This is a genomic window from Microbispora sp. CL1-1 (assembly GCF_012034195.1).
Classification (GTDB): domain Bacteria; phylum Actinomycetota; class Actinomycetes; order Streptosporangiales; family Streptosporangiaceae; genus Microbispora.
The window spans coordinates 15,611-42,217 of sequence record NZ_JAATEK010000052.1 but is presented as its reverse complement, the minus strand read 5'-3'; the positions used below and the strand labels follow the sequence as shown (position 1 = coordinate 42,217).

The window sequence follows — 26,607 nt, the reverse complement described above, 5'->3', positions numbered from 1 at the left end:
ACGAGCGGGCCGGCCTGGACCACCGGCGACGCCGGCCCGCTCGACCACTCGTTCGCCCACATCCGCCCACATCCGCCCACATCGCCACGGCCGCTTACCGCGCCGCCGAGCGGGAGCCCGCGGACATGTGAAAGGCCCTCCCCGCCTGAGCGGAAAGGGCCTACACGGGTGTCCGGATCAGTAGATCGGGCGGGAGGAGGAGCGCAGCCGCTCCAGCGCCTCGGCGAGGATCTGCGCGCCGTCCTTGTCGCTGCGGCGCTCCTTCACGTACGCGAGGTGCGTCTTGTACGGCTCGTTCTTCGGCGGAGCAGGCGGGTTCGACTGGTCCTGCCCGGCCGGCAGGCCGCACCGCGGGCAGTCCCAGAACTCGGGAACGGCCGCGTCGCTGGCGAAGCTCGGGCGCGTCTCGTGCATGTTCGCGCACCAGAACGAGACCCGCACACGGGGGGCGGCCTCGCCGCGTTCGGCCTCTCCCATGGGGCCGGCGCCGACTCGGCTGCCACGGATCGCGTTGCCACTACCCACCGATGAACTCCTTGCTCGATCGCCCCGCGGACGGGGGGAGGTGAATCTCTGTCACGCGTGGCCGGAGGCCGTCCGCTACGGCTTGAGCAGCAGGCCCAGCGCGATGATGCAGACGAACCAGACGATGCCGGTGATGATGGTGAGACGGTCCAGGTTACGCTCCACCACCGACGAACCGCCGAAGGAGGACGAGAACCCGCCTCCGAACAGGTCGGACAGGCCGCCGCCCTTGCCCTTGTGGAGCAGGACGAGCAGCACCATCAGAGCGCTCGACAGGATGAGGGCGATGGAGATTCCGATTGTCACCGTAGACCTGTTCCTATGTCCGGGCGTGCACGACGCGTGTGCACGATGTCACCGACGTGCGGATGCACGATGTGCCATCGGCGTGACGATTCAATTGTGTTCTTCGAGGGTACGTCCTGATGTCAAGTCGCACCCCCCAAACGGCTCAGCTAACCGGCGGACTCGCCAAATCGGCAGATCTTGGCGAATTCTCCCGCGTCGAGGCTGGCCCCTCCCACGAGGGCGCCGTCGATGTCGGTCTCCGCCATGATGCCGGCGACGTTGTCCGACTTCACCGAGCCACCGTAAAGGATACGGACAACAGAGGCCACATCGTCACCGTAAAGCTCGGCGAGTCGCGTCCTGATGGCGCCGCACACCTCCTGGGCGTCCTTCGGCGTGGCGACCTCGCCGGTGCCGATCGCCCAGACCGGCTCATAGGCGATCACGATGGACTTCACCTGCTCGGCGGGCACGCCCTCCAGCGCACCGTCGAGCTGCGCCAGCGTGTGCTCGACGTGCCGGCCCTCCTGGCGCACCGGCAGCCCCTCGCCCACACACAGGATGGGCGTCAGCGAGTGCCGGTAGGCGGCCTTGACCTTGGCGTTGCACAGCGCCTCGTCCTCGCCGTGGTACTGCCGCCGCTCCGAGTGCCCCACAAGCACGTACGTGCAGCCGAGCTTGGCCAGCATGGCCCCGGAGATCTCCCCGGTGTACGCGCCGGAGTCGTGCGCCGACAGGTCCTGGGCGCCGTAGGCGATGCGGAGCTTGTCGGCGTCCACGAGCGTCTGCACGCTGCGCAGGGCGGTGAACGGCGGGATGACCGCGACGTCCGCCTTGTCGTAGTCGCGGTCGGTGAGCGTGAACGCCAGCTTCTGCACCAGGTTGATGGCCTCAAGGTGGTTGAGGTTCATCTTCCAGTTGCCGGCGAACAGCGGCTTGCGGGCCATCTACTCCTCCAGCGCCGCGAGTCCGGGCAGCGTCTTGCCTTCGAGATACTCGAGGCTCGCGCCGCCACCGGTGGAAATGTGCGAGAAGCCGTCCTCGGGCAGGCCGAGCCTGCGCACGGCCGCCGCCGAGTCGCCGCCGCCGACCACGGTGAACGCCTTGGAGTTCACCAGCGCCTCGGCCACCGCGCGGGTGCCGCCGGAGAACGCGTCGAACTCGAACACGCCCATCGGGCCGTTCCAGAACACGGTCTGCGCGTCGGCCAGTTTGGAGGCGAACAGCTCACGGGTGCGGGGGCCGATGTCCAGGCCCTCGCGGTCGGCCGGGATCGCGGTGGCGTCCACGACCTCGTACGGCGCGTCGGGGCCGAACTCCGTGGCGGCCAGCACGTCCACCGGCAGCACCAGCTCGACCCCGCGCGAGGCCGCCTCTTCGAGGAAGCCCTTGACCTGGTCGATCTGGTCCTCCTGCAGCAGCGACTTGCCCACCTCGTGTCCCTGGGACTTCAGGAACGTGTAGGCCATGCCGCCGCCGATGAGCAGGCGGTCGACCTTGGACAGCAGGTTCGCGATGACGCCGAGCTTGTCGGAGACCTTCGCGCCGCCCAGCACGACGACGTACGGCCTGGCCGGGTCCTCGGTGAGCTTGCGCAGCACCTCGACCTCGGCGAGGATCAGGTCGCCCGCCGCGTGCGGCAGCCGCTTGGGCAGGTCGTAGACGCTGGCGTGCTTGCGGTGCACCGCGCCGAAGCCGTCGCCGACGTACAGCTCGGCGAGGGCGGCCAGCTTGTCGGCGAACTCGCCCCTGACCGCGTCGTCCTTGGACTCCTCACCCGGCTCGAAGCGCAGGTTCTCCAGGAGGGCGACCTGCCCGTCCTGCAGACCCGCCACCACGCTCTGCGCGGACTCGCCGACCACGTCGGTGGCGAACGCCACGTCCTGGCCGAGCAGCTCGGCCAGCCGCCGGGAGACCGGGGCGAGCGAGTACTTCGGCGTGACGGAGCCCTTGGGGCGGCCGAGGTGGGCGGCGACGATGACCTTCGCGCCGCGCTCGACCAGCTTCTTGATCGTCGGCACCGACGCCCGGATGCGACCGTCGTCGGTGATCGTCTCCCCGTCGAGGGGGACGTTGAGGTCGGCGCGCACGAACACGCGCCGGCCCTTCACGTCGAGCTCGTCGATTCCGATCATCAGAGGGAGGCGCCCACGTACTCGATGAGGTCCACGAGGCGGTTGGAGTAGCCCCACTCGTTGTCGTACCAGCCGACGACCTTGACCTGGTTGCCGATGACCTTGGTGAGGCCGGCGTCGAAGATGCAGGACGACGGGTCGGTGACGATGTCGCTGGAGACGATCTCGTCCTCGGTGTAGCTGAGGTAGCCCTTGAGCGAGCCCTCGGCGGCGGCCTTGAGCGCGGCGTTGACCTCCTCGACGGTGGTCTCGCGGCCGACCTCGACCGTGAGGTCGGTGGCCGAGCCCGTCGGGATCGGCACGCGCAGCGCGTAACCGTCGAGCTTGCCCTTCAGCTCCGGCAGGACCAGGCCGATGGCCTTGGCGGCGCCGGTGGAGGTCGGGACGATGTTCAGCGCGGCGGCGCGGGCGCGGCGCAGGTCCTTGTGCGGGCCGTCCTGCAGGTTCTGGTCCTGCGTGTAGGCGTGGATGGTGGTCATCAGACCCTTCTCGATGCCGAAGGTGTCGTTGATGACCTTGGCCATCGGGGCCAGGCAGTTGGTGGTGCAGGAGGCGTTGGAGATGATCGTGTGAGCGGCCGCGTCGTACTTCTCGTGGTTGACGCCCATGACGATCGTCACGTCTTCGTTCTTCGCCGGAGCGGAGATGATGACCTTCTTCGCGCCGTTGTCGGCGTGCACCTTGGCCTTGGTGGCGTCGGTGAACAGACCGGTCGACTCGACGACGACGTCCACGCCCAGGTCGCCCCAGGGCAGCTTGGCAGGGTCGCGCTCGGCGAACGCCTTGATCGCCTTGCCGTCAACGGTGATCTCGTCCGCCGAGGCCTTCACCTCGTACGGCAGGCGGCCCAGGATGCTGTCGTACTTCAGCAGGTGGGCCAGCGTGGCGTTGTCGGTGAGGTCGTTGACGGCGACGACCTCGATGTCCTTGCCGCTGGCCGCCACAGCGCGCCAGAAGTTACGGCCGATACGGCCGAAGCCGTTGACGCCTACGCGGATGCTCACGGATCCGATCTCCTCGTACGTCGTGCGCCGGCGTACCGGCGCCAGGGCTGTGTTAAACCTCAATGACAGACCTTATCGGACCCAAATTGGTGTAGACCACCGGGCCGCTCTTTGACGGCGTGTCAGGCAGGACGAGCCGGTGAACGGGCCCTTCCCGCGCCGCGGCGGCCCCGCCACACCCCCTCGGCGCCCCCTCCCCGGGGCCCATGAGCGGGCACACGAACAGGGCACACGAACAGGGCACGCGAACAGGGCTCACAACCAGGCGTGGGGCGGTGCGACGGGAAGGGCGGGACGGCGCACCGACCCGGCCGCCCGGGCCTGCTCACGCCCTCCGCGGGCTACTGCGCCAGCATGTCGGCGGTGAGGTTCGCCTCGGTGTTGGCGATGCCGAGGTCCTGGGCTCGCTTGTCGGCCATCGCGAGCAGCCGCCGGATGCGCCCGGCGATGGCGTCCTTGGTCAGCGGCGGGTCGGCGATCTGGCCGAGCTCCTCCAGCGACGCCTGCTTGTGCTCCACCCGCAGCCGCCCGGCGATCACCAGGTGCTCGGGGGCGTCGTCGCCGAGGATCTCCAGCGCCCGCTGCACCCTCGCGCCGGCGGCGACGGCCGCCCTGGCCGACCTGCGCAGGTTGGCGTCGTCGAAGTTGGCCAGGCGGTTGGCGGTGGCCCGCACCTCGCGGCGCATCCGCCGCTCCTCCCAGGCCAGCACGCTGTCGTGGGCGCCGAGCCGGGTCAGCAGCGCGCTGATCGCGTCGCCGTCGCGCACGACCACGCGGTCGACGCCGCGCACCTCGCGGGCCTTGGCGTGGATCTTCAGCCGCCGGGCCGAGCCGACCAGGGCCAGCGCCGCCTCCGGCCCGGGGCAGGTCACCTCCAGCGACATCGACCGGCCGGGCTCGGTCAGCGAGCCGTGCGCGAGGAACGCGCCCCGCCACGCCGCCTCCGCGTCGCAGGTGGCCCCGGACACGACCTGCCGGGGCAGACCGCGTACGGGCCGGCCGTGGTTGTCGATGAGGCCGGTCTGCCGGGCCAGCGCCTCGCCGTCCTTGTAGACGCGCACGACGTAGCGCGAGCCCTTGCGGAGACCGGCGGGGGCCAGGACCAGCACCTCGGCCTTGTGCCCGAAGACCTCGCCGATGTCCTTGATCAGCCTGCGGGCGGTGGCGTTGGTGTCGAGCTCGGCCTCGATCACGATGCGCCCGCCCACCAGGTGCAGCCCGCTGGCGAACCGCAGCAGGGTCGAAACCTCCGCCTTGCGGCAGCAGGGCTTGAGCACCGGAAGGCGGCTCAGCTCGTCTTTCACCACACCCGTCATGGCCATCAGCTCGTGTCCTCCCCCAGACAGACTCTGCCCGTCAGTCTCTCGCACCTGACGAGCACGCAATCACCGCTTCTCACGGAAAATCTCATCCAGGACAGCGGCAAGACGTGGTCCGTCGTGCCGCGCAGATCCGTCATGGGCGGCCACATCGGCCAAAACGACACGCCCGCCCATCGACCCCGCCGCCTTCTCCAGCGCGCCCGGGTCGGCGACCACATCGTCGTCGGCGATCACCGCGTCGACCACCAGTGCGGGGGCGTGCTCCCTGAGCACCTCCAGGTGCCGTTCCGGAGAGAAGCCGTCGGTCTCCCCCGCCTGCGGCGCGAGGTTGAGGATCACCAGCCGCCTGGCGCTCGTCTCGTGCAGCGCCCGGGCGAGCTCGGGCACCTTCAGGTGCGGCAGCACGCTGGTGAACCATGAGCCCGGCCCGAACACCACCCAGTCGGCCGCCTCGATCGCCTCGATCGCCTGGGGGCAGGCGGGCGGGTCGGACGGCAGCAGCGAGATCGAGCGCACCCGCCCGGGCGTCAGCGCGCAGGCGACCTGCCCGCGCACCGTCGTGATCGTGCCGTCCAGCTCGACCTCCGCCTGGATGTCGAGCGGCACGGACGCCATGGGCAGCACCCGGCCGTGCGCGCCGAGCAGCCGGCCCACCCATTCCAGGCCCACGACAGGGTCTTCGAGCAGCTCCCAGAGCGCGACGATGAGGAGGTTGCCGACGGCGTGCCCGTGCAGCTCCCCCTCGCTCCTGAAACGGTGCTGGACGACCTCGCTCCAGGTCTGGCCCCACTCGTCGTCGCCGCACAGGGCCGCGAGCGCCATCCGCAGGTCACCGGGCGGCAGGACCCCCAGCTCGCGCCGGAGACGGCCGCTGGAGCCGCCGTCGTCGGCGACCGTCACCACCGCCGTCAGGTCGTCCGTGACGGTCCTGAGGGCCGACAGGGAGGCGTACAGGCCGTGGCCGCCGCCGAGCGCGACGACTTTGGGGCCCCTCACGGCGGTTGCGGGGTTCGGGGGAAACATCGGCCTGCCGGGGGTGGGGATGGAGGTGGGGGATTTCCCTGGCTGATCGGGGACGGAGGGGTCCGCGGGTTCTTCCGGGGCGGAATCCTTCATCGTCCTCCTCGCCTCGCCACGAGCACCGCCCTGCGGAGCCGTGGCGCTCATGTCGTGCTGATCGGCCCGGCCCCGGCGCCGGCCGGAGCTTGCCGTACGCGGTCGCGCCCCCGGACCGGCGGAAGGCCCGGCCGGCGGCCCGGGCGGGGGCCGTCACTCGCGGCCCGTGTCCCGGTGGCTGACCTGGACGTCCATGCCGCGCTCACGCAGACGGGCGCCGAGCTGCTCGGCCATCGCGACGCTGCGGTGCTTGCCTCCGGTGCAGCCCACCGCGAGAGTGGCGTACCCCTTGCCCTCACGCGCATACCCGGCGGCGACGATGCCGAAGACCTCCTCGTATCCGTCGAGGAACTCCTTGGCCCCGGGCTGACCGAGCACATAATCGCGCACGGGGGCGTCGAGCCCGGTCATGTGCCGCAGTTCCGGCACCCAGTGGGGATTGGGCAGGAACCGGCAGTCCACGACGAGATCGGCGTCGACCGGCAGGCCGTACTTGTAGCCGAAGGACACCACGTTCACCTTCAGCCCCGGGCGGTCCTCGCCGCCGAAGAACGACACGATCTTCTTGCGGAGCTCGTGGACGTTCAGCAGGGACGTGTCGATGACGAGGTCGGCGTTGGCGCGGACCTCGCGCAGGATGCCGCGCTCGCGGTCGATGCCGTCGACCAGCCGCCCGTCGCCCTGGAGGGGGTGAGGACGCCGCACGTTCTCGAACCTGCGGACCAGCTCCTCGTCGCTGGCCTCGAGGAACACCACGCGGACGCCGACACCGCGCCCGTCGAGCTCCTCGATCGCCGCGTTCAGGTCGGTGGTGAAGGCGAGGCTGCGCACGTCGACCACGGCGGCGACGCGGTCGGTCGCCATGTTCACCCGGCCCGCCTCCTCGGCGAGCGAGGACAGCAGCCCCGGCGGCAGGTTGTCGATCACGAACCAGCCGAGGTCCTCCAGGGCCTTCGCAGCGGTGCTGCGCCCCGCCCCCGACATTCCGGTGATCACCACGAATGCCGGCTCAGTCGTGCTCATCGCCCGCTCACCGCCTTGCCGCCCATGTCAGCCCACTCATGTCAGCCCGCCCAACGTCAGCCCCGTCCGCCGCCCGGCCGGCCCCGTCCGTCGTCCGCCGCCCACGCCGGAATGGCCGGCCCGTACGCCGGGGACCGGGCCCGCTCCCCGGGGGAGGGACCTCTGGTGCCGGAGCATGACACCTCTTCACCTGATCGCGCCACCGCCACGCCGGGCGACTCCGACGCGCCCTGCCTGCCGCATCCCGCCCTCTGCCCGGCCTGGCCCGCTGCGCCCTGCCATCTTCCCGGGCCTGCCGGCCCTGCCGTCTGCCCCGGCCTGGCCCGGCCTGCCGCGCCTCCTGCATTCCGCCCCGGCTTTCCGCCGTGGCCTTCTGCTCAGGCTTGCGCGGGACACGCCGGGGTGCTCGCGCGAGCACCTCAGGACCCCTGCCCCGCGGGGGACGGGCTCTCACCGCGCAGCGCCGCGACGATGGCCTCGGCGGTCGCACGGCCGATGCCGGGGACCTCGCGAATCTCCTCCGCGCTCGCCTCCCGCAGCCGCTTCACCGAGCCGAAGTGCCGCAACAGTGCCTGACGGCGTGCCGGGCCGAGACCCGGCACGTGGTCGAGCGCGCTCTCCTTGAGCGATTTCGACCTCTTCGTCCGATGGTAGGTGATAGCGAACCTGTGTGCTTCGTCACGGACGCGTTGTAACAGGTAAAGACCCTCGCTGCTGCGCGGAAGGATCACCGGCTGGTCGTCACCGGGCAGCCAGACCTCCTCCAGCCGCTTGGCCAGCCCGCACACGGCGATGTCGTCGATCCCGAGCTCGTCCAGAGCACGCTGGGCCGCCGCCGCCTGCGCGGGGCCGCCGTCCACCACAACGAGGTTGGGCGGGTAGGCGAACTTGCGGGGCCGGCCGGTCTCCGGGTCGATCGGCGTCGCCGCGCCACCGCGCCCGGCCGATCCGTATCCGTTCGCGTCGGGCTCGCCCGCGTCGGGCTCGCCCGCGTCGTCCTCGTCCTCGCCGCCCCCTGCTTCATCGCGCGCCGCCGCGGCGGGCCCTGCTCCATCGCGCGCCGCGCCATTCGCGGCCACGCCGTTCACCGCCGCGCCGGGCCGTGCCACGTCGCGCCCTGCCTCGTCGTCCGTCTCGGCGTCCAGCTCGCCGGTCGCCGCCCGCTCCTCCAGGTAGCGCTTGAAGCGCCGGCAGATGACCTCGTAGATCGAGGCCACATCGCCTTCCGTGCTCCTGATGGAGAAGCGGCGGTATTCGCTCTTGCGGGCCAGGCCGTCCTCGAAGACCACCATCGAGGCCACGACGTTCTCGCCTTGGATGTGCGACACGTCGTAACACTCGATGCGCAGCGGCGCCTGGTCGAGGTCGAGGGCGTCGGCGATCTCCTGCAGGGCCCGGCTGCGCGTGGTCAGGTCGCTCGCGCGGCGCAGCTTGTGCTGGGCGAGTGACTCCTTGGCGTTGCGCTCCACCGTCTCCATGAGGCTCTTCTTGTCGCCGCGCTGGGGAACTCGCAGGTCGACGCGGGAGCCCCGCTGCTCGCTCAGCAGCTCGATCAGCGCGGCCTCGTCCGGGGGCCGCGCGGGCACGAGGATCTCGCGGGGAATCGTCGCCTCGCCGTACATCTGCAGCAGGAACTGCTCCACCAGCTCGCCGGGGGTGGCCTCCTCGACCTTGTCGACCACCCAGCCGCGCTGCCCGCGGATCCGGCCGCCACGCACGTAGAAGACCTGGACCGCCGCCTCAAGCGGGTCCTCGGCCAGGGCGATCACGTCGCAGTCGGTGTCGTCGCCGAGCACGACGGTCTGCTTCTCCAGGGCCCGTTGCAGCGCCTGGATGTCGTCGCGCAGCCGCGCGGCCCGCTCGTACTCCTCCACGGCCGCCGCCTCGCGCATCTCGCGCTCCAGCCGCTTGATGAAGCGGCCGGTGTTGCCGGCCATGAAGTCGCAGAAGTCCTCGGCGAGGGCCCGATGCTCCTCGGGGGTGACCCGGCCGACGCAGGGCGCGGAGCACTTGTCGATGTATCCCAGCAGGCAGGGTCGCCCGATCTGCCCCGCCCGCTTGAAGACTCCCGCCGAGCAGGTCCGTACGGGGAAGACGCGCAGCAGCAGGTCGACGGTCTCCCGGATGGCCCAGGCGTGCGAGTAGGGCCCGAAATATCGGGTGCCCTTCCGCTTGGCCCCGCGCATCACCTGCACCCGGGGGAAGTCCTCCCCCATCGTCACGGCCAGGTACGGGTACGACTTGTCGTCGCGATACTTGACGTTGAACCGGGGGTCGAACTCCTTGATCCAGGAGTATTCGAGCTGGAGCGCCTCGACCTCGGTGCCGACCACCGTCCAGTCCACGGACGCCGCGGTCGTCAGCATGGTCTGCGTCCGCGGGTGCAGGCCGGCGAAGTCCGCGAAGTAGGAGTTGAGCCGTTGCCGCAGGCTCTTCGCCTTGCCTACGTAGATCACCCGGCCGCCCGGGTCGCGGAAGCGATAGACGCCTGGCGACTCAGGGATCGATCCGGGCGCCGGTCGATAAGTTGCCGGATCCGCCACACCCAAAGACTACTGGTCCACGCCGACAATCCCGCCGTCCCCGGCGGAGCCGGGCCACGGCCTTTACGCCGTAGATCACGGATGTCACGTCAGCCGGCTCCGGCTGCGGGGCACCTGTGCAGCCGTGCGCGGTGCCGGTGCGCCTCCGCCCGCGATCGGCCGGCGATCAGGACGCGTTGACCTCGTCGAAGAGGGCGATGGCGTCGGCAGGATCCGGGCTCACGAGGCGTTCCAGACCGGCCGTCGCGAACTTCGCCCACCTGCCGGCCCGCGCCCACATCTGCTCCTCGAAGGCGCGCACGACCCTGTCGAGATCGTCGTGGCCGGAGGCGGTGGCGACGGCCTCGGCGAGTTCGGCGCCCTCCAGCATCGCGAGGTTCGCGCCCACACCCAGCGGGGGCATCAGATGGGCGGCATCGCCCAGCAGCGTCACCCCGCGGACGTGGGCCCAGGTGTGCCCCACGGGCAGGACGTACAGAGGTCGGTGGACGAACGCGGTGCCGTGACGGAGAAGGTCGAGGACGGGAGCGGACCAGCCGTCGAACAGCGCCAGCACGCGCGAACGCAGGGTCTCGGCGCCGGCCTGGTCCGGCCCCGCGTCCGAACCCGCGTCCGAACCCGCGTCCGAACCCGCGTCCGGGTTCGCGTCCGGGTTCGCGTGCCAGTCCAGCGGCGCACGGAACTGGGCGTACACCTTGACGTGGCCGCCGCTGTTGCGCTGGGCGACGACGCCGCGGTTCACGCCGTACACGGCGACCGAACCGTCGCCGATCAGCCGCGCGAGGCCGGGGTGGCGGACGTCGACGTCGTCGATCGAGGTCTCGACGGTGGTGACGCCGGTGTAGTGCGGCGTCACTGACGAGACCGCCGGGCGGACCCGAGACCAGGCGCCGTCCGCGCCGGCCACGAGGTCGAACGTCTCCTGCCGCCCGTCCGCGAAACGGACCAGCACGCCGTCCGGGGTGCCCGGCACCACCTCCGTCACGCCCCGTCCCCACTGGACGTCCAGGGAACCGAGCAGCAGGTCGCGGAGCCGCCCGCGGTCGATCTCGGGATTGGCGTCGTCATCCGGATTGTGCGGCCAGTCACGCAGGACGGTCCCGTCCGTGTCCAGGATGCGCATGGCCTGCCCCTCGGGACGGGACAGCGCCTGGAACTCCTCCAGCAGTCCCGCCTTGCTCATCGCGAGCTGGCCGAGATTTCTGTGCAGGTCGAGCGTGCCGCCCTGGGGGCGGGCGTCGGGGGCGGGATCGCGTTCGAAGACGGTGACGGGGTGATCATGACGGTGCAGGACGCGGGCGAAGGTGAGGCCGGCGGGACCGGCGCCGATAACGGCGATACGTTGTCTCATGTCGATACACTGCATTTTGACGAGACGGCGTATCGCAATAGTACGATGTACGCATGACTGTGTGGGACCGGCCGGAGCCGCCGACTCGGCCCGCGCCGCTCGACCGGGGGCGGATCGTCGCCGCCGCCATCGCGCTGGCCGACGAGGGCGGGCTGGAGGCAGTGTCGTTGCGCAAGGTCGCCGCCCGGCTGGACGTCGGCCCGATGCGGCTGTACGGATACATCTCCACCAAGGAGGAGCTGTTCGACCTCATGGTGGACGAGGTGTACGCCGAGATCCTCCCCGGGGAGCGGCCCGGCGACTGGCGGGAGGCGCTGCACGGCCTCGCCCACCGCACCCGTCAGGCCGGCCTCCGTCACGAATGGCTGGCCGACCTGCTCGGCGGGCGCCCGTCCCTGGGCCCGAACGCCCTCGCGGTGACCGAGGCCACGCTGGCCGCCTTCGACGGCCTCACCGACCTCGACACCGTCATACGCGCCGTGGAAGTCGTCAACGCCTACGTCATCGGCGCGATCAGGCGCGAGATCGCGAACCTGCGGGCCGAGCGTGCCACGGGCCTGTCCGACCGGGAGTGGCAGCACGCCTCCGGCCCGCACGTGACGCGGATGCTGGCCACGGGCCGCTTCCCGGCGCTGACCAAGTTCGTGCACGACGGCACAGAGGTGGAGCCCGAGGCGTCCTTCGCGACCGGCCTCGACTGGGTTCTCGACGCCGTGGCCGCCAAACTCACCCGACCGGTCGGCGAGCCGTTCACAATCGCCCCCTGACGCCTTGCATGACGTGCCGCCCGCCATCGCACCGGCTTCCGCGCGATGACGGGCGGCGGTGTCCCTTGGCACCCTCAGACGAGCGAGTGCTCTCGCCGTCGGCCGCGAGGCACGAGGCCGACCAGTCGGTCCCGACATCGGGCCCGAACGGCAGGCCCGGACATCGAGCCCGGACATCGAGCGTGAGCACCGAGCCCAGACAGGCGAACCCGGACGAGCGGGTCCGGCAGCCCTTGTCAGGCGAGGGTGATGCTGTCGCCGCTCACCGTGATCTTCCGCTCGGCGAGCGGCCTGGCCGCCGGGCCGTTCGTCACGGAGCCGTCCTTGGCGCTGAACCTGCTGCCGTGGCACGGGCAGACGATCTCGTTGTTCGAGACGCTGGCGACCGGGCAGCCCTGATGGGTGCAGGTCGCGCTGAACGCCTTGAACTCGCCGGCCGCAGGCTGCGTGACCACGACGTCCTGGTCCTTGAAGACCTTGCCGCCCCCCTCGGGGATGTCGGAGGTCTTCGCGAGCTCGCCCCCGCCCTGCGCCGCCTGGTCCTGGCCGTCCTGCGCACCGCCCTGGTCCGCCGACGCCGTCGTGTCACCGGAGGCGCCGCACGCGCTCAGCGCCACGGCCAGCCCGGCGCCTCCGGCACCGAAGATCACGGCCCGGCGTGTCGTATCCGTCATGCTCATCCTTCCCTGATGCGGCGGCCCGGGACGCCCACGGCCCCGGGTCCTTCCCCTGTGCGACGCGTCACCCTGTGTGTCCTCAGGTACGGCCATCACCCCGTGGCCGGTTCAGAGTGACGCGGTCGAAAGGAGAAGAGTAGGGAGAAATAATGAGACGAATACTCATACGCCCAAGATCTTGCGCAGGAACGCGCCGGTGTGGCTCTCCTCGACCCGGGCGACGTCCTCGGGCGTGCCTGCGGCGATGACCCTGCCACCGCCCGACCCGCCCTCGGGTCCCATGTCGATGATCCAGTCGGCGGTCTTGATGACGTCGAGGTTGTGCTCGATGACGATCACGGTGTTGCCGGCGTCCACGAGGCGGTTGAGCACGCCGAGCAGCCGCCTGATGTCCTCGAAGTGCAGGCCGGTGGTGGGCTCGTCCAGCACGTAGACCGTGCGGCCGGTCGAGCGCCGCTGCAGCTCGGAGGCGAGCTTCACCCGCTGCGCCTCGCCGCCGGACAGCGTGGTCGCGGGCTGGCCCAGCCGTACGTAACCGAGACCGACGTCGTTGAGCGTCTGCAGGTGACGGCGGATGGCGGGGATCGCCTCGAAGAACTCCAGCGCCTCCTCGATCGGCATGTCGAGGACCTCGGAGATCGTCTTGCCCTTGTAGTGGACCTCAAGCGTCTCCCGGTTGTACCGGGCGCCGTGACAGACCTCACAGGGGACGTAGACGTCCGGCAGGAAGTTCATCTCGATCTTGATGGTGCCGTCGCCGGCGCACGCCTCGCAGCGCCCGCCCTTGACGTTGAAGCTGAACCGGCCCTGCAGATAACCACGGACCTTCGCCTCGGTCGTGGCCGCGAACAGCTTGCGCACGTGGTCGAACACTCCGGTGTACGTCGCCGGGTTGGACCTCGGCGTACGGCCGATCGGCGACTGGTCGACGTGGACGACCTTGTCGACCAGGTCGGTGCCGACGACCCGGGAGTGCCGTCCGGGCACGGTCTTCGCGCCGTTCAGCTCCTTGGCCAGCGCGGCGTACAGGATGTCGTTGACCAGCGTGGACTTGCCGGACCCCGAGACGCCGGTGACCGCGGTGAAGACGCCGAGCGGGAACTCGACGTCCACGCCCTTCAGATTGTGCTCACGGGCGCCCTTCACGACGAGCTGCCGCTTCTTGTCCCGCGGACGCCGGATCTCCGGCACGGTGATCGCCTTGCGGCCCGACAGGTAGGCGCCGGTCAGCGACTCCTCGCTGGCGAGCAGGTCCTGCACGGTGCCGGACACGACGACCTGGCCGCCGTGCTCGCCCGCGCCGGGGCCGATGTCGACAACCCAGTCGGCGGCGGCGATCGTGTCCTCGTCGTGCTCGACCACGATCAGCGTGTTGCCCATGTCGCGCAGCCGGATCAGCGTCTCCAGCAGGCGCTGGTTGTCCCGCTGGTGCAGGCCGATGGACGGCTCGTCGAGCACGTACAGCACGCCGACCAGGCCGGAGCCGATCTGGGTGGCCAGCCGGATCCGCTGCGCCTCGCCGCCCGCCAGCGTGCCGGCGGCCCGGTCGAGCGTGAGGTAGTCGAGGCCGACGTCGAGCAGGAAGCCCAGCCGTGCGTTGATCTCCTTGACCACCCGCTCGGCGATCTGCATGTCCCGCTCCGACAGCCGCAGGCCGGACAGGAACTTCGAGCAGTCGGCGATCGACATGCCCGAGACCTCGGCGATCGAGGCGTCCCCCACGGTCACGGCCAGCGAGACCGGCTTGAGGCGGCGGCCCTTGCACGCCGGGCAGGGCACCTCGCGCATGAAGCCCTCGAACCGCTCCCGGCTGGCGTCGCTCTCCGACTCGGCGTGCCGGCGCTGGACCCAGGGGATCACGCCCTCGAAATCGGTGTAGTAGGACCGCTGCCTGCCATAACGGTTGCTGTAGCGGATGTGGACCTGCTCGTCGTGGCCGTGCAGGATCGCCTTCTGCGCCTTCTTCGACAGCCGCTCCCACGGGGTGTCGAGGTCGAAGCCGAGCGCGTTGCCCAGCGCCTCCAGCAGCCGCACGAAGTAGTCGCTCGTGTGGCCGTTCGCCCACGGGCTGATCGCGCCGTCGCCGAGCGTGCGCTCGGGATCGGGCACGAGGAGGTCGGGATCGACCTCCATGCGCGTGCCGAGGCCGGTGCACTCGGGGCAGGCGCCGAAGGGCGAGTTGAACGAGAACGACCGGGGCTCCAGCTCCTCGAACGACAGGTCGTCGTACGGGCAGTAGAGGTGCTCGGAGTAGAAGCGCTCACGGTTGGGGTCGTCGTCGGGAAGGTCGACGAAGTCGAGCGTGATCGTGCCGCCGGACAGCTGCAGCGCGGTCTCCACCGAGTCGGTGAGCCTGCGCCGCGCGCTCTCCTTGACCGACAGCCGGTCGACGATCACTTCGATGTCGTGCTTCTCGTACTTCTTGAGGGTGGGCGGCTCCTCCAGGCGCACGATCGTGCCGTCCACGCGGGCACGGGCGTAGCCCTTGGTCTGCAGCTCGCGGAACAGCTCGGCGTACTCGCCCTTGCGGCCGCGGATGATCGGGGCGAGGACCTGGAAGCGGGTGCCCTCCTCCAGTTCGAGCACACGGTCGACGATCTGCTGCGGCGTCTGCCGGGCGATCGGGCGCCCGCACTGCGGGCAGTGGGGCTTGCCGATGCGCGCCCAGAGCAGCCGCAGGTAGTCGTAGACCTCGGTGATCGTGCCGACGGTCGAGCGAGGGTTGCGGCTGGTGGACTTCTGGTCGATGGAGACGGCCGGGGAAAGGCCCTCGATGAAGTCCACGTCGGGCTTGTCCATCTGACCCAGGAACTGCCGGGCGTACGCGGACAGGGACTCCACGTACCGGCGCTGTCCCTCGGCGAAGATCGTGTCGAAGGCCAGGCTGGACTTGCCGGAGCCCGAAAGCCCCGTGAAGACGATCAGAGCGTCTCGCGGGAGGTCGAGCGAGACGTCCTTGAGGTTGTGTTCGCGTGCGCCACGCACGATCAGGCGGTCAGCCACGGTGGTCCCGATAGGTCGATGAGGTGAATGGAGGTGCACGGGCAGGCTATCCAGAGCCACCGACAATTTCGGGGGGCATCGTCCGGCGGCCGGAGGGGGCGGCCCCGCGTGCTTCCGTGGGACACGCTCCGCGAACCAGGGTATGAGCTTCGTCAAACCCGCGCCCGGCATCCGCGCGAAACCCCTGCTCATACAACCGCCCGCCGCGCCGTCCTCTTCCCCTGCGGTCATGGGCACGGCGGACCGGGACTCCAGGGTCCATGATTCTTCTCATGTCCGTCATCCACGAGATCGAGCGGGAGCTGGCCGAGGCGACCGAGCGCCTGCTGGCGACCGCCGCCCGCCTCACCGACGAGGATCTCCGTGCGCCGTCCCTGCTGCCCGGCTGGACGAGGGGACACGTGCTCACCCACGTCGCCCGCAACGCCGACGGCTGCGTCAACCTGCTGACCTGGGCACGGACGGGGGTGCGCACCCCCCAGTACGCCTCGCTGCGGGCCCGCGAGGCCGGCATCGCGGCAGGCGCCGGCCGCCCGGCCGCCGAGCAGCAAGCCGACCTGCGCGACAGCGCGGAGCGGTTCGCCACGGCGGTCGCGCGGATGCCCGCCGAGGCGTGGACCACGCCGGTCTCGGGGATGTTCCCGCCCGACCACCCCGCCTGGTACGTCCCGATCCGCCGGCTCAGGGAGATCGAGGTGCACCACGCCGACCTCGGGGCAGGCTACGGATGGGCCGACTGGCCCGAGACGTTCGTGAGACGAGAGCTGTACGACACGATGCTCTGGCTCGGCGACGAGAGCCCGGTGAGCGAAGTGGTCGCCCTCGCCCCGGGCACCGGTGAGGTGTTGAGGACGTGGACCGGCCTCGGCGACGGCCCGGCCGTGGAGGGCACTCCGCGCGAGCTGCTCGCCTGGCTCGCGGGCAGGACCGACGGCACGGGCCTGCGACTCGCCCCGCCGCGGCGCCCCACCCGGCCCGATGACGCCGATGCGCGCCTTCCGCTCGACGCAGCCGATGCACGCCTCCGGCACGACACCTCGAACGCGCGCCTCCGGCACGACGCCTCCAACGCGCGCCTCCGGCACGACGCCTCCAACGCGCGCCTCCGGCACGACGCCTCCAACGCGCGCCTCCGGCACGACGCCTCGAACGCGCGCCTCCGGCACGACCCCGCGGGGAAACCGCCGTCCCCGCCTCGCTGGCCGGAGCCGTCCCCGGCGGGACTGCCCGCCGAACCACCGTCGTCCTGGCCGCCCGCCGGGAACTAGAGAGGAACGATCATGACCTATACCGGAAACGTCACCAAAGGCGGACCCGCCGACGTACGCGAGGTGCCCGGGCTGACGATCTCGAAGATCGAGGTCGGCGACTTCGGCAACAACGCCTACCTGCTCCGGTGCACCGAGACCGGCGACGGGCTGCTGATCGACGCGGCGGCCGAGCCCGACCGGCTGCTCGAGCTGATCGGCGACATGCCGATCAGCTCGATCGTGACCACCCATCGGCACCCCGACCACTGGGGAGCCCTGAAGGAGGTCGCCCGCGCCACCGGCGCGCAGACGATCGCCCACCCTCTCGACGCCCCCGAACTGCCGGTGAAGGTCACCAGGGAGGTCGAGCACGGCGACCGGGTGACGGTCGGCGTGGTGACGCTGGACGTCATCCACCTGCGCGGCCACACCCCCGGCTCGATCGCGCTGCTCTACCAGGACCGCCACCTGTTCACCGGCGACTCCCTGTTCCCCGGCGGCGTCGGCAACACGCAGAAGGACCCGGCGCGGTTCGAGCAGCTGTTCACGGACGTCGTGGAACGGATCTTCGACCGCCTCCCCGACGAGACCTGGGTCTACCCCGGCCACGGCAGGGACACCACGCTCGGCGCGGAGCGGCCGCACCTGCCCGAGTGGAAGGCCCGCGGCTGGTGACGTACGCCTGACGCGCACCCGGACGGCCGGTGTCCCAGCGCGGGGGCGCCGGCTCGTCCCAGCACAGCGCCGCCCGAGCGCCTCGTATGTAAGCAGACCCGTACACGAGCAGACCCGTACACGAGCAGACCAGTACGCGAACAGACCAGTACGCGAACAGACCCGGCACTTGAGCGGATCAGGGCGGCCGGGGAGACGGAGCCCGGAAACGGAGACCACCCCGGCCGCGATCCTGCCGCCGGTCGTGCCGATGGGTGCTCCCGCCCGGCCGGTGATCTCAGAACCGTATGAGGGCGTCCGTATAGTGGTCGGCGCACACCGTCCCACCCCCTGGAGCCCGAGCACCTCATGGAGATCACTGGAATCGAACTGCGCCGGATCGCGATGCCGCTCGTCGCGCCGTTCCGGACGTCGTTCGGCACCGAGACCAGCCGCGACGTCCTGCTGGTGCGGGTGGTGACGCCGGAGGCCGAGGGCTGGGGCGAGTGCGTGGCGATGTCCGAGCCGCTGTACTCCTCGGAGTACGTGGACGCGGCGGCCGACGTGCTGCGGCGTTTCCTGATCCCCGCGCTGCCCCGCGAGCTGGACCCCCAGGCCGTCGGTCCCGCGCTCGCGCCGTTCAAGGGCCACCGCATGGCCAAGGCGGCGCTGGAGGCCGCGGTGCTCGACGCGTCGCTCCGGATCACCGGCGAGTCGTTCGCCCGCTACCTGGGCGCCACCCGCGACCGCGTCCCCTGCGGCGTCTCCGTCGGCATCATGGGGTCGGTGGCCGAGCTGCTCGACACCGTCGAGGCGTACGTCGAAGAGGGATACGTACGGATCAAGCTGAAGATCGGTCCGGGCTGGGACGTGGCGCCGGTCCGCGCGGTGCGGGAGCGGTTCGGGGAGGAGTTGCTGCTCCAGGTGGACGCCAACGCGGCCTACACGCTCGCGGACGCCCGGCATCTGGCCCGGTTGGACGACTTCGACCTCCTGCTGATCGAGCAGCCGCTGGCCGACGACGACCTCGTGCAGCACGCGCGGCTCGCGCAGTCGATCCGCACCCCGATCTGCCTGGACGAGTCCATCGAGTCGGCCGCCCACGCCGCGGCGGCCATCAGCCTCGGCTCGTGCTCGGTGGTCAACATCAAGCCGGGGCGGGTCGGCGGTTATCTGGAGGCCCGGCGCATCCACGACCTGTGCCGCGCCCACGGCGTCGCGGTCTGGTGCGGCGGCATGCTGGAGACCGGGATCGGCCGGGCGGCCAACGTCGCGCTGGCCGCGCTGCCCGGCTTCACGCTGCCGGGCGACACCTCCGCCTCGCGGCGCTACTTCCACACGGACGTGACCGCGCCGTTCGAGCTGAACGGCGGGCATCTCGACGTGCCGGACGGCCCGGGGCTGGGCGTGGACCCGATTCCGGACGTCCTGGACGAGGTCACCACGGCGACGGAGTGGATCCGGCTGTGACGCTCCGAACCGGCCAGGCGGCGCCGGGGACACGGTAGACCGGCCGATGCCGAGGGCGGGGGCGGCCCGTCCGGCGTGGCCAAGGGCAGGACGCGACGCGTCCGGCGTCGCCGAAGGCAGGACACGAGCCGTCCGGCGTCGCCGAAGGCAGGGCGCGACCCGTCCGGCGTCGCCGAAGGCAGGGCGCGACCCGTCAGGCGTCGCCGAGTGCAGGATGCGGCCGGGGCTCGCCGGTGGTGAAGACCTTCACGATGCGGTCGGCGGCGAGAGCGGGCTCTTCCGCGCTCTCCACCACGTCGCCCCAGGACCAGCGGTAGAACCAGCCCTCGGACATCGCGACGCAGTCCACCGTCTCGGTGAACAGCGCCGCGTCCGGGTCGCGGACCTTGAGCGACGGCGGGTCGGGGCGCAGGGACGCCTCAAGCCCGCGCAGCTCGAGCTCCCGGGCCAGTTTGCCGAGGAAGTACGTCCGGGTGTGCTCACGAGGCATGGCGACCAGGGCTCCATCTGGACTAGGCGTTTTCTCCACGTGATGGCCCGGGCCCGAAATGGAGGGCCCCAGCCGACCGGGGCCCTGTCCGTGCGACGACGTCAGCCCGCGTTCTCCGAGCGTCGTTCCCTGCGCTGCTGCTGTTTGAACATGAGAACGCGAAGCGGAATGGCGGACACGATCGCGATCTGCATGGTCGCGCCTACCTTGATGAGGTGGTCGCCGCCCGCGAGACCGGCCGCCCAGATCGTCAGGCAGGCCACGTTGATCAGCATCCAGGCCAGCACGACGACGGCCAGATTGCCCTTCGGCTTGGGGTACTCGATGCGGCTGACCATGAGCCAGGCCACGCCGAAGATGGCGGCGAGCGTGACGTAGTTCGGCTGGAAGAGCAGCACGATCGACACCACGGTCATCGCGCCCATCGGGATCGGCAGGCCCATGAAGTCGCCGCTCTTCGTCTTCACGCAGGCGAAGCGGGCCAGCCGTACGACGCCGGCGAGCAGCACGGACCCGGCCGCGCACAGCACCAGCCACAGCGGCAGCTTTCCGGAGAAGCCGGCCCAGATCATCACCATGAAGGCGGGCGCGAAGCCGAAGCTGATCACGTCGGCGAGGTTGTCCAGCTCGGCGCCCATCGCGGACGCACGGAACCTCCTGGCCACCAGGCCGTCGAACAGGTCACAGGTCGCGCCGATCAACAGCAGCACCACGGCCATGCCGAAGAAGCGCGGGTCGGGAACGAACTTGACACCGGCCTGCAGGTTGCTGATCGCCGACCAGGCGAGCACGCAGACGGCGAGGAATCCGCTCAGGGCGTTGCCGAGCGAGAGGGAGTCGGCGGCCGACAGGCGGAAGGCCTTGCCAACGGGCCCGCGCGGCTCCTCATCCACCTCCTCGACCGGCCAGGAGGCCTCGGCTCCGAGGTCAGACGTGGTCAAGGCGCGTCACCCCCGCGACGGTCCGGGTGCCGACGGTGACCGCCGGCCTGATGCCCTCGGGCAGGTAGAGGTCCACCCGGGAGCCGAAACGGATCAGCCCGACCCGCTCGCCCTGGGCGACCTTCGCCCCCGCGAACAGGTACGGCACGATGCGGCGCGCGACGGCGCCGGCGATCTGCACCATCTCGATGTCCCCGAGCGCGGTGTCGAAATGCCAGACGACACGCTCGTTCTTGTCGCTGTCCTTGTTGAACGCGGGCACGAAGCCGCCGGGCACATGCTCGACCGAGGTGACGGTGCCGGCGGCGGGCGCGCGGTTGACGTGTACGTTGAGCGGGCTCATGAAGATCGCGACCCGGGTGCGGCCGTCCGGCCACGGGTCGATGCTCTGCACGACGCCGTCAGCGGGCGAGATGAGCCTGCCCTCGCCGAGCGTGCGCTCGGGGTCGCGGAAGAACCACAGCATCCCGCCGGTGAGGGCGGCGAGCGGCGCCGCGGCCAGCGCCCACCGGGGCGACCTGCGGGTGAGAACGGCGGTGACGGCTGCCGCCGCGGCGGTCGGAGCGAGCCACGGGGACACCCCGCGTGCGAGCCTGACCCGGCCACGGGCAGTTCCCGCGGTCCCGGCTTCAGGGCCGTGGGGCAACGATTCGTTGGACACAGATGACCTTTGTACTCTTCTGGCGACTATGGACCGGCATGCGAGCTGGCGATCGATATTACCGATCCGGCAGTCAATGCGTGGCCCAACCAGAACAAGCAAACAGGGTCAGTGCCCGTTTTGCTAGCCCTGCGGGGCTTCCGCCTGAGATGCCTCCGTCTGGGCAGCTTCAGCCTGCGAGGCTTCCGCGATGGCTCTGTCGTCGCGGCGGGCCTTGATGAGACTGGCGACGGTCGTCACGGCCATGGTCACGCCGATGACCGCCAGCGACACCCAAATAGGGATCTGCGGGGCCCACGAGACGTCATTCTCGTGAAGTGCTTCGAGAATCAGCTTAACCCCGATGAAACCGAGAATGAACGCCAAGCCATAGCTGATGTAGACCAGCCGCTGCAACAGTCCGCCGAGCAGGAAGTAGAGCTGACGCAGGCCCATCAGGGCGAACGCGTTCGCGGAGAACACGATGAAGGCCGCCTTCGTGAGCCCGAAGATGGCCGGAATCGAGTCGAGGGCGAACAGCAGGTCCGTGGTGCCGATGGCGATCATCACGATCAGCATGGGCGTGACCATGCGCCTGCCGTCCACCCGCACGGTCACCCGCGAGCCGACGTAATCGGGAGTGGTCGGGAAGACCCGCCGGGCCCAGCGGAGGAGGATGTTCTCGTTGAACTCCTCTTCCTCCTTGTTGTGGTCCCGGACCAGCGTGTACGCCGTGTAGATGAGGAAGGCCCCGAACGCGTACAGCAGCCAGCCGAAGCGGCTCAGCGCGGCGGCGCCGATGGCGATGAAGATCCCGCGCATGACGAGCGCCAGGACGATGCCCACCAGCAACACCTTGTGCTGGTAGATCCGGGGCACCCCGAAGCGGGTCATGATGATGTAGAAGATGAACAGGTTGTCGACGCTGAGGCTGTATTCCGTCAGATAGCCCGCGAAGAACTCGCCACCCGTCCCGGCCCCGGCCCACAGCGTTAACCCGATGCCGAACAAAACGGCCAGGCAGACATAGAAGCCGACCCAGATGCCCGCTTGTCGCATCGAGAACTCACGTGGTTCACCACGATCGACGATCCACAGATCAACGGCGACCACGAGGACAAGACCCACGATGACCAGGGCCCACAACCACAGGGGCGCATGTACCACGACTACCTCCGGCGCGCGCTGAACACACTGCCGGAGGTCTCTCCCGTCCGAACGCGCACGGCGGACCGACGGCCCCGGGTGCTGACACCGTGATGACGAGACCGCCGCGAAGGGATACTCCCCCCCAACCCGTCCAGTATATGGATCAGACTTAGCCTCACCTAATCCTTGCCGGAACCCCTGCGCTCCTCGGCGAGGACAGGCGACGGCTCACTTGCCCTGCAGTCGTGTGTCACCGGCACGAGAGGGTGGTCGCACCCTCCCGCCACTGTGGTCACCGCTCCTGCGCCGGCCCGTAGGCCGCAAGCCTTACTGCGCCGGCCCGTACAGCCGCGAGCCCGGCTACAGCGCCAGCCCGTACGCCGCGAGCACCGCGCGCAGCGCCGCGTCCTCGTCGGGCAGCTCCCGGCCACGCCGTACGGACGCCTCCGCGAGGCGTGCGGCCACGGCGGGATCGCCGAGCAGACGGCCGATCTCCCGGCTCAGCGCGCCGGGATCCTGCGGCGGCACCAGCAGGGCCGCCTCGCCCACCATCCGGGGCACGCCGCCCACGCGGGTCGCGATGATCGGTTTGCCCGCCTTCAGCGCCTCCTGGACGCTCAGCGGCTGTCCCTCCCACCTGCTGGGCACGATCACCGCCGTCGCGACCTGGAGCAGGTCGGCCGGCTCGGCCCAGCCGTACAGGACCACGGGCAGTTCCTCGGCGTCGACGCGGGCCTGAAGCTCCGCGCGCAGCGGCCCGTCGCCCGCGATCACGAAGACCGGATCCCCCTTGTACGGCCCGGCCGCCGCGTCGAGCAGCGTCTCCAGGCCCTTCTGCTGGGCCAGCCGGGCGACCGTGAGCAGGATCGGCCGCTCCCCCACGGCCTGCGGCGCGTCCGCGGCGCCGGGCAGCCGGGCGGCGATCTCGGCACGCACGTCCTCGGCCGGGCGGGCGGGTTCGGCGAGCGGCGGCGCGGGCACCACCGCGAGGTCCACTCCCCGGGCGCCCCTGGCCCGCATGCGCTCCGCGACGTCCGGCGAGATCGCCAGGACGCGGTCCGCACGCCGGGCGACGATCCGTTCCAGCAGCCGGTAGACCGCGCCGATCGCGCCGCCCGCCGTGACCGCGTTGTGCAGGGTGACCACGAGGCGCGGCCATCCCCGCGCCCCGGCGAGGGCGAGCGCGGCAAGCGCGCCGGCCCGCAGGCCGTGGGCGTGGACGACGTCCGCGCCGCGGGCGAGCCCGCGCAGGCGCAGGGCGGTCCGCAGGTCGTGCGCGGGGTGCGGCCTGTCGGCGATGTCGACTTCGGCGAAGCCCGCGCCTGTGGTGGTGAAGGAGAACGCCTCCTGGGTGCTGCCGGGGCCCGCGACCAGCACCCGGTGCCCCCGCGTGACGAGCCCGCCGGCGAGCATCCGCACGTGCCGGGCCACGCCGCCCACGCTCGATCCCAGCACGAGAACTACGCGACTCATGCCCTCTCCTCACCACCGGCGGCTCTCATACGGCCTTCTCCGCGGGCTGGTCCGCGGGGCTCGCGCCTCTGCCGCGTCGCAGCCCGGACAGGGCGCCGGTCAGGTCCCGGCGGTCCACGAGCGCGGCGACGATGACCCCCGCGACCACGGCCGCCGCACCGGCGATGGCGGCCGTCACGAGACCACCCCACGGGCCCTCGCCCGACAGGGGAAGCCGGGCGGCCGCCGCGCCCGTGAGGAAACCCGCTCCCCCGCCCAGCAGCGCGGCCAGACCGGCCCGCGCGACGCCCTGGGCGGCCCGCGTCCCTCGCGCCCGTACGACGGAGGCCAGCAGCAGCCCGGCCCCCACCGTCATGCCGGCCGCCTGGCCGAGCGCGAGCCCGCCCAGCCCCCAGCCACCGGGCAGCACGAGGACGAACGCCACCTGGGCCACGGCCACGACCAGCCACCCGGCGACCTGTCCCCGGGCCGCCGCCCTGCCCTGTCCCGTGGCGTACAGCACCCGGCTGAGGTGGGCCACCAGGCCATATCCGACGAGCCCCGGCGCGAACAGCGCGATCCCCCGGGCGAACTCCGCCGCGGCGACCTCGGTGTCGGCCTGGGCGAGGAAGACGTGCGCGACCGGCGCCGCGACCGCGGCGAGCGCCCCCGCCGCCAGGCCGCAGACCAGCACGACCGCGCGGGTCGTCCGCGCCGCCAGCGCCGCGAAGCCCTCGCCCCCGTCCGCACCCGTGGCCTGCGCCCGCGCGGCGAGCGCGGGGAACGCACTGGTCGCGATGGGCACCGCGAGCACGGCGTACGGCACCTGGTAGATCGCCCACGCGTAGTTGTAGGCGGGCAGCGCGCCCCCGCCGACGCGGTTGGCGATGGGGATCAGGATCGCCGCGGCGGCCTGCTGGGCGACCAGCGCGCTCAGCCCGGCCAGCGCGAGCCGCCGCACCTGTACGGCGACGCCCTCGGGAAAGCGGAGCGTGGGCCGCCACCGCAGGCCGAGCCGCCATGTGGGCCCGATCACCGTGACGACCAGGGCCAGCACGCCGAGCGTCGTCCCCGCCGACAGCGCGATCTCGGCCGGCGCGGGCACGGTGGCGGGGTCCTTGTGGCCGTCGCTGAGCGGCCCGAAGACCAGGTAGGCGACGATGACCACGACGCTCGACACCAGCGGCGCCAGCGCCGGGCCCGAGAACCGGCGATGGGCCTGCAACACGCCGTAGAGCACCACGGCCATGCCGTACAACGGGATCTGCGGCGCGAAGACGACCAGCATGCGCGCGGCCACGGCGGCGACCTGGCCCGCGTCGCAGTGGTCGATCTCGGAGCCCGCCAGCAGCCGCACCACCGGCGCCGCGACCAGCGCGGTCAGCGCCGCGAGCGGCACCAGCAGCACGACCACCCAGGTCAGCAGCGCGGAGGCGATCCGGCCGACCTCCGCGCGCGCCTCGCCGTCCGATCTGGCGGCGGCGCCGGCGAGCACCGGGACGACCATCCCGGCGAGCGCGCCGCCGACCACGACCTCGAACACGATGTTCGGCACGTTGTTGGCCGTGTAGTAGGCGGTGGCCAGGCAGTTCGTGCCGACGGTGCGGGCGAACGCCAGCTGCTTGGCGAAGCCGGTCACCCGCGCCAGGACCGTGATGATCCCGATGAGGACCGCCGCCCCCGCGATCCCCGCCCCGAGCCGTCTAGCCATGCCGCTCAACCATGCCGCTCAACCATGCCGCTCAACCATGCGATCAGCCATGCCGGTGCCGTACGGCTCCGCGGACGGCTCTGGTCGTCCAGGTCACCCGCGCGACCCCGGCGTGCCGGAGGTGGTCTGCGGGGCGCGGCGGCCGAGCATGTCCAGGCGGTTGAGCACCCGGTTGCCGGCGATGACCTTGGTGAAGCTGACCTTCTCCGAGGCGGCGGTGAGGGCGGCGACGACGCCGAGTGCGGCGATCCGGCCGGGCCTGCCCAGCCGGGCCGTGGCCGCCAGGCCGAGCAGCGCGCCCAGGGCGTTCGCCCCGGCGTCGCCGAGCATCGCCCGCTCGCCCAGGTCCTCGGGCAGCAGCGCCGCCGCCGCGCCCAGCGGGACGGCGGTCAGCGCGGCGGCCTGACGGGAGCGCGGGCCGTACGGCGCGGCGATCGAGGCGGCCAGCAGCGGAGCCCCGGCGAGCAGCCCCACCTTGATCGCACGGCCGGGCCGCAGGTCGAACAGGTTGGCCAGGTTGGCGCTGCCGGCGATCAGCGCCCCGTCGACGAGCGTGTCGAGGGACCGAGCCAGCACGCCCCCGCTTCGGGCGTCACGCGGGGAGAGCGCCGCCGCGGCGAGCCCGGTCGCGCCGATGCCGAGGATCTTGACCGCTCCGCTGGTCACCTCGCCGCGCGCGAGCGCCGCCAGGTGGCCCTTGAACCCCTTCGACGAGGTCGTGCCGAACAGGTCGTCGTACGCGCCGAGGACGCCGCTGCCCGCTCCGGCGAGCACGGCGGCCGCACGGGCCCGTACGGGCAGGCCGGGGGCGAGGGCCGAGGCGGCGACGGCGCCCGCGGCGAACGCGGGGCCCTCCAGCAGCGTGACCGGCTCGCCCCGGTGGTTGACCCGGGTCCAGTATTCGTCTGCGGTCTTCTCGTCGCCGATCGGCGGGCGGCGCCGGAAGGCGGCGAAGGCGGCGCGCGCGGCGACCGCGCCGAGCGCGGCGCCGACGGCAGCTCCGAGCACCGCGGCGGCGCGGGTGCCGGCCTGGGGACGTCTGGCCACGGCTGTTGCCCTTCTCTACGTGTTCGTCAGGCGTGATGCGCCGACCGGC

At 71.4% G+C, this 26,607-nt stretch carries 23 protein-coding genes; 4 read left to right on the top strand and 19 right to left on the bottom strand.

Translation table 11 applies throughout. The annotated features are described in order from the left end of the window. Window positions 1–177: 177 nt before the first annotated feature. From HCK04_RS36000 to HCK04_RS35955, 10 genes are all read right to left on the bottom strand, one after another. The gene (locus HCK04_RS36000; protein WP_079319880.1) at window positions 178–525 is read right to left on the bottom strand and encodes an RNA polymerase-binding protein RbpA; all 348 of its coding nucleotides are present in this window, start codon (window positions 523–525) and stop codon (window positions 178–180) included. A 75-nt stretch (window positions 526–600) separates the two neighbouring features. After that, a complete protein-coding gene (gene secG / locus HCK04_RS35995; RefSeq protein WP_076441471.1) occupies window positions 601–831 on the bottom strand; it encodes a preprotein translocase subunit SecG in 231 nt (76 codons plus the stop codon). A gap of 149 nt (window positions 832–980) precedes the next feature. Next, the gene (gene tpiA, locus HCK04_RS35990) at window positions 981–1,760 is read right to left on the bottom strand and encodes a triose-phosphate isomerase (protein WP_142651813.1); all 780 of its coding nucleotides are present in this window, start codon (window positions 1,758–1,760) and stop codon (window positions 981–983) included. After that, window positions 1,761–2,948 carry a phosphoglycerate kinase gene (locus HCK04_RS35985; protein ID WP_142651812.1) on the bottom strand — a complete coding sequence of 396 codons (1,188 nt, stop codon included), beginning with the start codon at window positions 2,946–2,948 and terminating at the stop codon, window positions 1,761–1,763. Continuing rightward, the gene (gene gap / locus HCK04_RS35980; RefSeq protein WP_142651811.1) at window positions 2,948–3,952 is read right to left on the bottom strand and encodes a type I glyceraldehyde-3-phosphate dehydrogenase; all 1,005 of its coding nucleotides are present in this window, start codon (window positions 3,950–3,952) and stop codon (window positions 2,948–2,950) included. Before gap ends, HCK04_RS35985 begins: the two co-directional genes overlap by 1 nt. Before the next feature lie 341 nt (window positions 3,953–4,293). Next, complete coding sequence (gene whiA, locus HCK04_RS35975) at window positions 4,294–5,274, bottom strand: DNA-binding protein WhiA (protein ID WP_079319876.1); 981 nt, start codon at window positions 5,272–5,274, stop codon at window positions 4,294–4,296. Window positions 5,275–5,337: 63 nt separating this feature from the next. Further along, entirely contained in the window at window positions 5,338–6,270 is a 933-nt protein-coding gene (gene yvcK, locus HCK04_RS35970) for a uridine diphosphate-N-acetylglucosamine-binding protein YvcK (RefSeq protein WP_260617529.1), read from the bottom strand. Window positions 6,271–6,543: 273 nt separating this feature from the next. Then, entirely contained in the window at window positions 6,544–7,413 is an 870-nt protein-coding gene (gene rapZ, locus HCK04_RS35965; protein ID WP_142651810.1) for an RNase adapter RapZ, read from the bottom strand. Window positions 7,414–7,832: 419 nt separating this feature from the next. Further along, the gene (gene uvrC / locus HCK04_RS35960; protein ID WP_142651809.1) at window positions 7,833–9,956 is read right to left on the bottom strand and encodes an excinuclease ABC subunit UvrC; all 2,124 of its coding nucleotides are present in this window, start codon (window positions 9,954–9,956) and stop codon (window positions 7,833–7,835) included. A 166-nt stretch (window positions 9,957–10,122) separates the two neighbouring features. Next, complete coding sequence (locus HCK04_RS35955; RefSeq protein WP_142651808.1) at window positions 10,123–11,307, bottom strand: NAD(P)/FAD-dependent oxidoreductase; 1,185 nt, start codon at window positions 11,305–11,307, stop codon at window positions 10,123–10,125. Between the two features lie 53 nt (window positions 11,308–11,360). On the opposite strand from HCK04_RS35955, the gene HCK04_RS35950 reads away from it, so the two are divergent. Then, window positions 11,361–12,074: a TetR/AcrR family transcriptional regulator C-terminal domain-containing protein gene (locus HCK04_RS35950; RefSeq protein ID WP_142651807.1), complete on the top strand. Its 714-nt coding sequence runs from the start codon at window positions 11,361–11,363 to the stop codon at window positions 12,072–12,074. A gap of 236 nt (window positions 12,075–12,310) precedes the next feature. On the opposite strand, the gene HCK04_RS35945 is transcribed toward HCK04_RS35950, so the two are convergent. Both HCK04_RS35945 and uvrA read right to left on the bottom strand, forming a co-directional pair. Continuing rightward, window positions 12,311–12,748 carry a Rieske (2Fe-2S) protein gene (locus HCK04_RS35945; RefSeq protein WP_142651806.1) on the bottom strand — a complete coding sequence of 146 codons (438 nt, stop codon included), beginning with the start codon at window positions 12,746–12,748 and terminating at the stop codon, window positions 12,311–12,313. Between the two features lie 165 nt (window positions 12,749–12,913). Then, window positions 12,914–15,754 carry an excinuclease ABC subunit UvrA gene (gene uvrA, locus HCK04_RS35940; protein ID WP_142651805.1) on the bottom strand — a complete coding sequence of 947 codons (2,841 nt, stop codon included), beginning with the start codon at window positions 15,752–15,754 and terminating at the stop codon, window positions 12,914–12,916. A 272-nt stretch (window positions 15,755–16,026) separates the two neighbouring features. On the opposite strand from uvrA, the gene HCK04_RS35935 reads away from it, so the two are divergent. The 3 genes from HCK04_RS35935 (at window position 16,027) to menC (ending at window position 19,128) form a co-directional block, all read left to right on the top strand. Further along, window positions 16,027–17,022 carry a maleylpyruvate isomerase family mycothiol-dependent enzyme gene (locus tag HCK04_RS35935; RefSeq protein WP_142651804.1) on the top strand — a complete coding sequence of 332 codons (996 nt, stop codon included), beginning with the start codon at window positions 16,027–16,029 and terminating at the stop codon, window positions 17,020–17,022. A gap of 12 nt (window positions 17,023–17,034) precedes the next feature. Next, the gene (locus HCK04_RS35930; RefSeq protein ID WP_142651803.1) at window positions 17,035–17,679 is read left to right on the top strand and encodes an MBL fold metallo-hydrolase; all 645 of its coding nucleotides are present in this window, start codon (window positions 17,035–17,037) and stop codon (window positions 17,677–17,679) included. A 348-nt stretch (window positions 17,680–18,027) separates the two neighbouring features. Beyond that, window positions 18,028–19,128: an o-succinylbenzoate synthase gene (menC, locus tag HCK04_RS35925; RefSeq protein WP_142651802.1), complete on the top strand. Its 1,101-nt coding sequence runs from the start codon at window positions 18,028–18,030 to the stop codon at window positions 19,126–19,128. A gap of 193 nt (window positions 19,129–19,321) precedes the next feature. On the opposite strand, the gene HCK04_RS35920 is transcribed toward menC, so the two are convergent. The 7 genes from HCK04_RS35920 to HCK04_RS35890 form a co-directional block, all read right to left on the bottom strand. Continuing rightward, the gene (locus HCK04_RS35920; RefSeq protein ID WP_142621711.1) at window positions 19,322–19,618 is read right to left on the bottom strand and encodes a hypothetical protein; all 297 of its coding nucleotides are present in this window, start codon (window positions 19,616–19,618) and stop codon (window positions 19,322–19,324) included. Between the two features lie 101 nt (window positions 19,619–19,719). After that, a complete protein-coding gene (pssA, locus tag HCK04_RS35915) occupies window positions 19,720–20,559 on the bottom strand; it encodes a CDP-diacylglycerol--serine O-phosphatidyltransferase (protein ID WP_142651801.1) in 840 nt (279 codons plus the stop codon). Continuing rightward, window positions 20,546–21,205 (bottom strand): phosphatidylserine decarboxylase, encoded by a 660-nt coding sequence (locus HCK04_RS35910; RefSeq protein WP_142651824.1) that lies wholly within the window; start codon window positions 21,203–21,205, stop codon window positions 20,546–20,548. Before HCK04_RS35910 ends, pssA begins: the two co-directional genes overlap by 14 nt. A 138-nt stretch (window positions 21,206–21,343) precedes the next feature. Beyond that, window positions 21,344–22,351 (bottom strand): TerC/Alx family metal homeostasis membrane protein, encoded by a 1,008-nt coding sequence (locus tag HCK04_RS35905; RefSeq protein WP_205831140.1) that lies wholly within the window; start codon window positions 22,349–22,351, stop codon window positions 21,344–21,346. Window positions 22,352–22,708: 357 nt separating this feature from the next. Continuing rightward, window positions 22,709–23,821: a glycosyltransferase family 4 protein gene (locus tag HCK04_RS35900; RefSeq protein WP_142651800.1), complete on the bottom strand. Its 1,113-nt coding sequence runs from the start codon at window positions 23,819–23,821 to the stop codon at window positions 22,709–22,711. A gap of 25 nt (window positions 23,822–23,846) precedes the next feature. Then, a complete protein-coding gene (locus tag HCK04_RS35895) occupies window positions 23,847–25,511 on the bottom strand; it encodes a lipid II flippase MurJ (protein WP_142651799.1) in 1,665 nt (554 codons plus the stop codon). A gap of 93 nt (window positions 25,512–25,604) precedes the next feature. Beyond that, window positions 25,605–26,558 (bottom strand): hypothetical protein, encoded by a 954-nt coding sequence (locus tag HCK04_RS35890; RefSeq protein WP_260617528.1) that lies wholly within the window; start codon window positions 26,556–26,558, stop codon window positions 25,605–25,607. Window positions 26,559–26,607 lie beyond the last annotated feature (49 nt).

What these genes read in the sequence shown, in the direction of transcription:
- tpiA (WP_142651813.1), bottom strand. Translation starts at nt 1,760, where the DNA reads ATGGCCCGCAAGCCGCTGTTCGCCGGCAACTGGAAGATGAACCTCAAC.
- HCK04_RS35985 (WP_142651812.1), bottom strand. Translation starts at nt 2,948, where the DNA reads ATGATCGGAATCGACGAGCTCGACGTGAAGGGCCGGCGCGTGTTCGTG.
- whiA (WP_079319876.1), bottom strand. Translation starts at nt 5,274, where the DNA reads ATGGCCATGACGGGTGTGGTGAAAGACGAGCTGAGCCGCCTTCCGGTG.
- rapZ (WP_142651810.1), bottom strand. Translation starts at nt 7,413, where the DNA reads ATGAGCACGACTGAGCCGGCATTCGTGGTGATCACCGGAATGTCGGGG.
- HCK04_RS35955 (WP_142651808.1), bottom strand. Translation starts at nt 11,307, where the DNA reads ATGAGACAACGTATCGCCGTTATCGGCGCCGGTCCCGCCGGCCTCACC.
- HCK04_RS35950 (WP_142651807.1), top strand. Translation starts at nt 11,361, where the DNA reads ATGACTGTGTGGGACCGGCCGGAGCCGCCGACTCGGCCCGCGCCGCTC.
- HCK04_RS35945 (WP_142651806.1), bottom strand. Translation starts at nt 12,748, where the DNA reads ATGACGGATACGACACGCCGGGCCGTGATCTTCGGTGCCGGAGGCGCC.
- HCK04_RS35935 (WP_142651804.1), top strand. Translation starts at nt 16,027, where the DNA reads ATGTCCGTCATCCACGAGATCGAGCGGGAGCTGGCCGAGGCGACCGAG.
- HCK04_RS35930 (WP_142651803.1), top strand. Translation starts at nt 17,035, where the DNA reads ATGACCTATACCGGAAACGTCACCAAAGGCGGACCCGCCGACGTACGC.
- menC (WP_142651802.1), top strand. Translation starts at nt 18,028, where the DNA reads ATGGAGATCACTGGAATCGAACTGCGCCGGATCGCGATGCCGCTCGTC.
- HCK04_RS35920 (WP_142621711.1), bottom strand. Translation starts at nt 19,618, where the DNA reads ATGCCTCGTGAGCACACCCGGACGTACTTCCTCGGCAAACTGGCCCGG.
- HCK04_RS35900 (WP_142651800.1), bottom strand. Translation starts at nt 23,821, where the DNA reads ATGAGTCGCGTAGTTCTCGTGCTGGGATCGAGCGTGGGCGGCGTGGCC.
- HCK04_RS35895 (WP_142651799.1), bottom strand. Translation starts at nt 25,511, where the DNA reads ATGGCTAGACGGCTCGGGGCGGGGATCGCGGGGGCGGCGGTCCTCATC.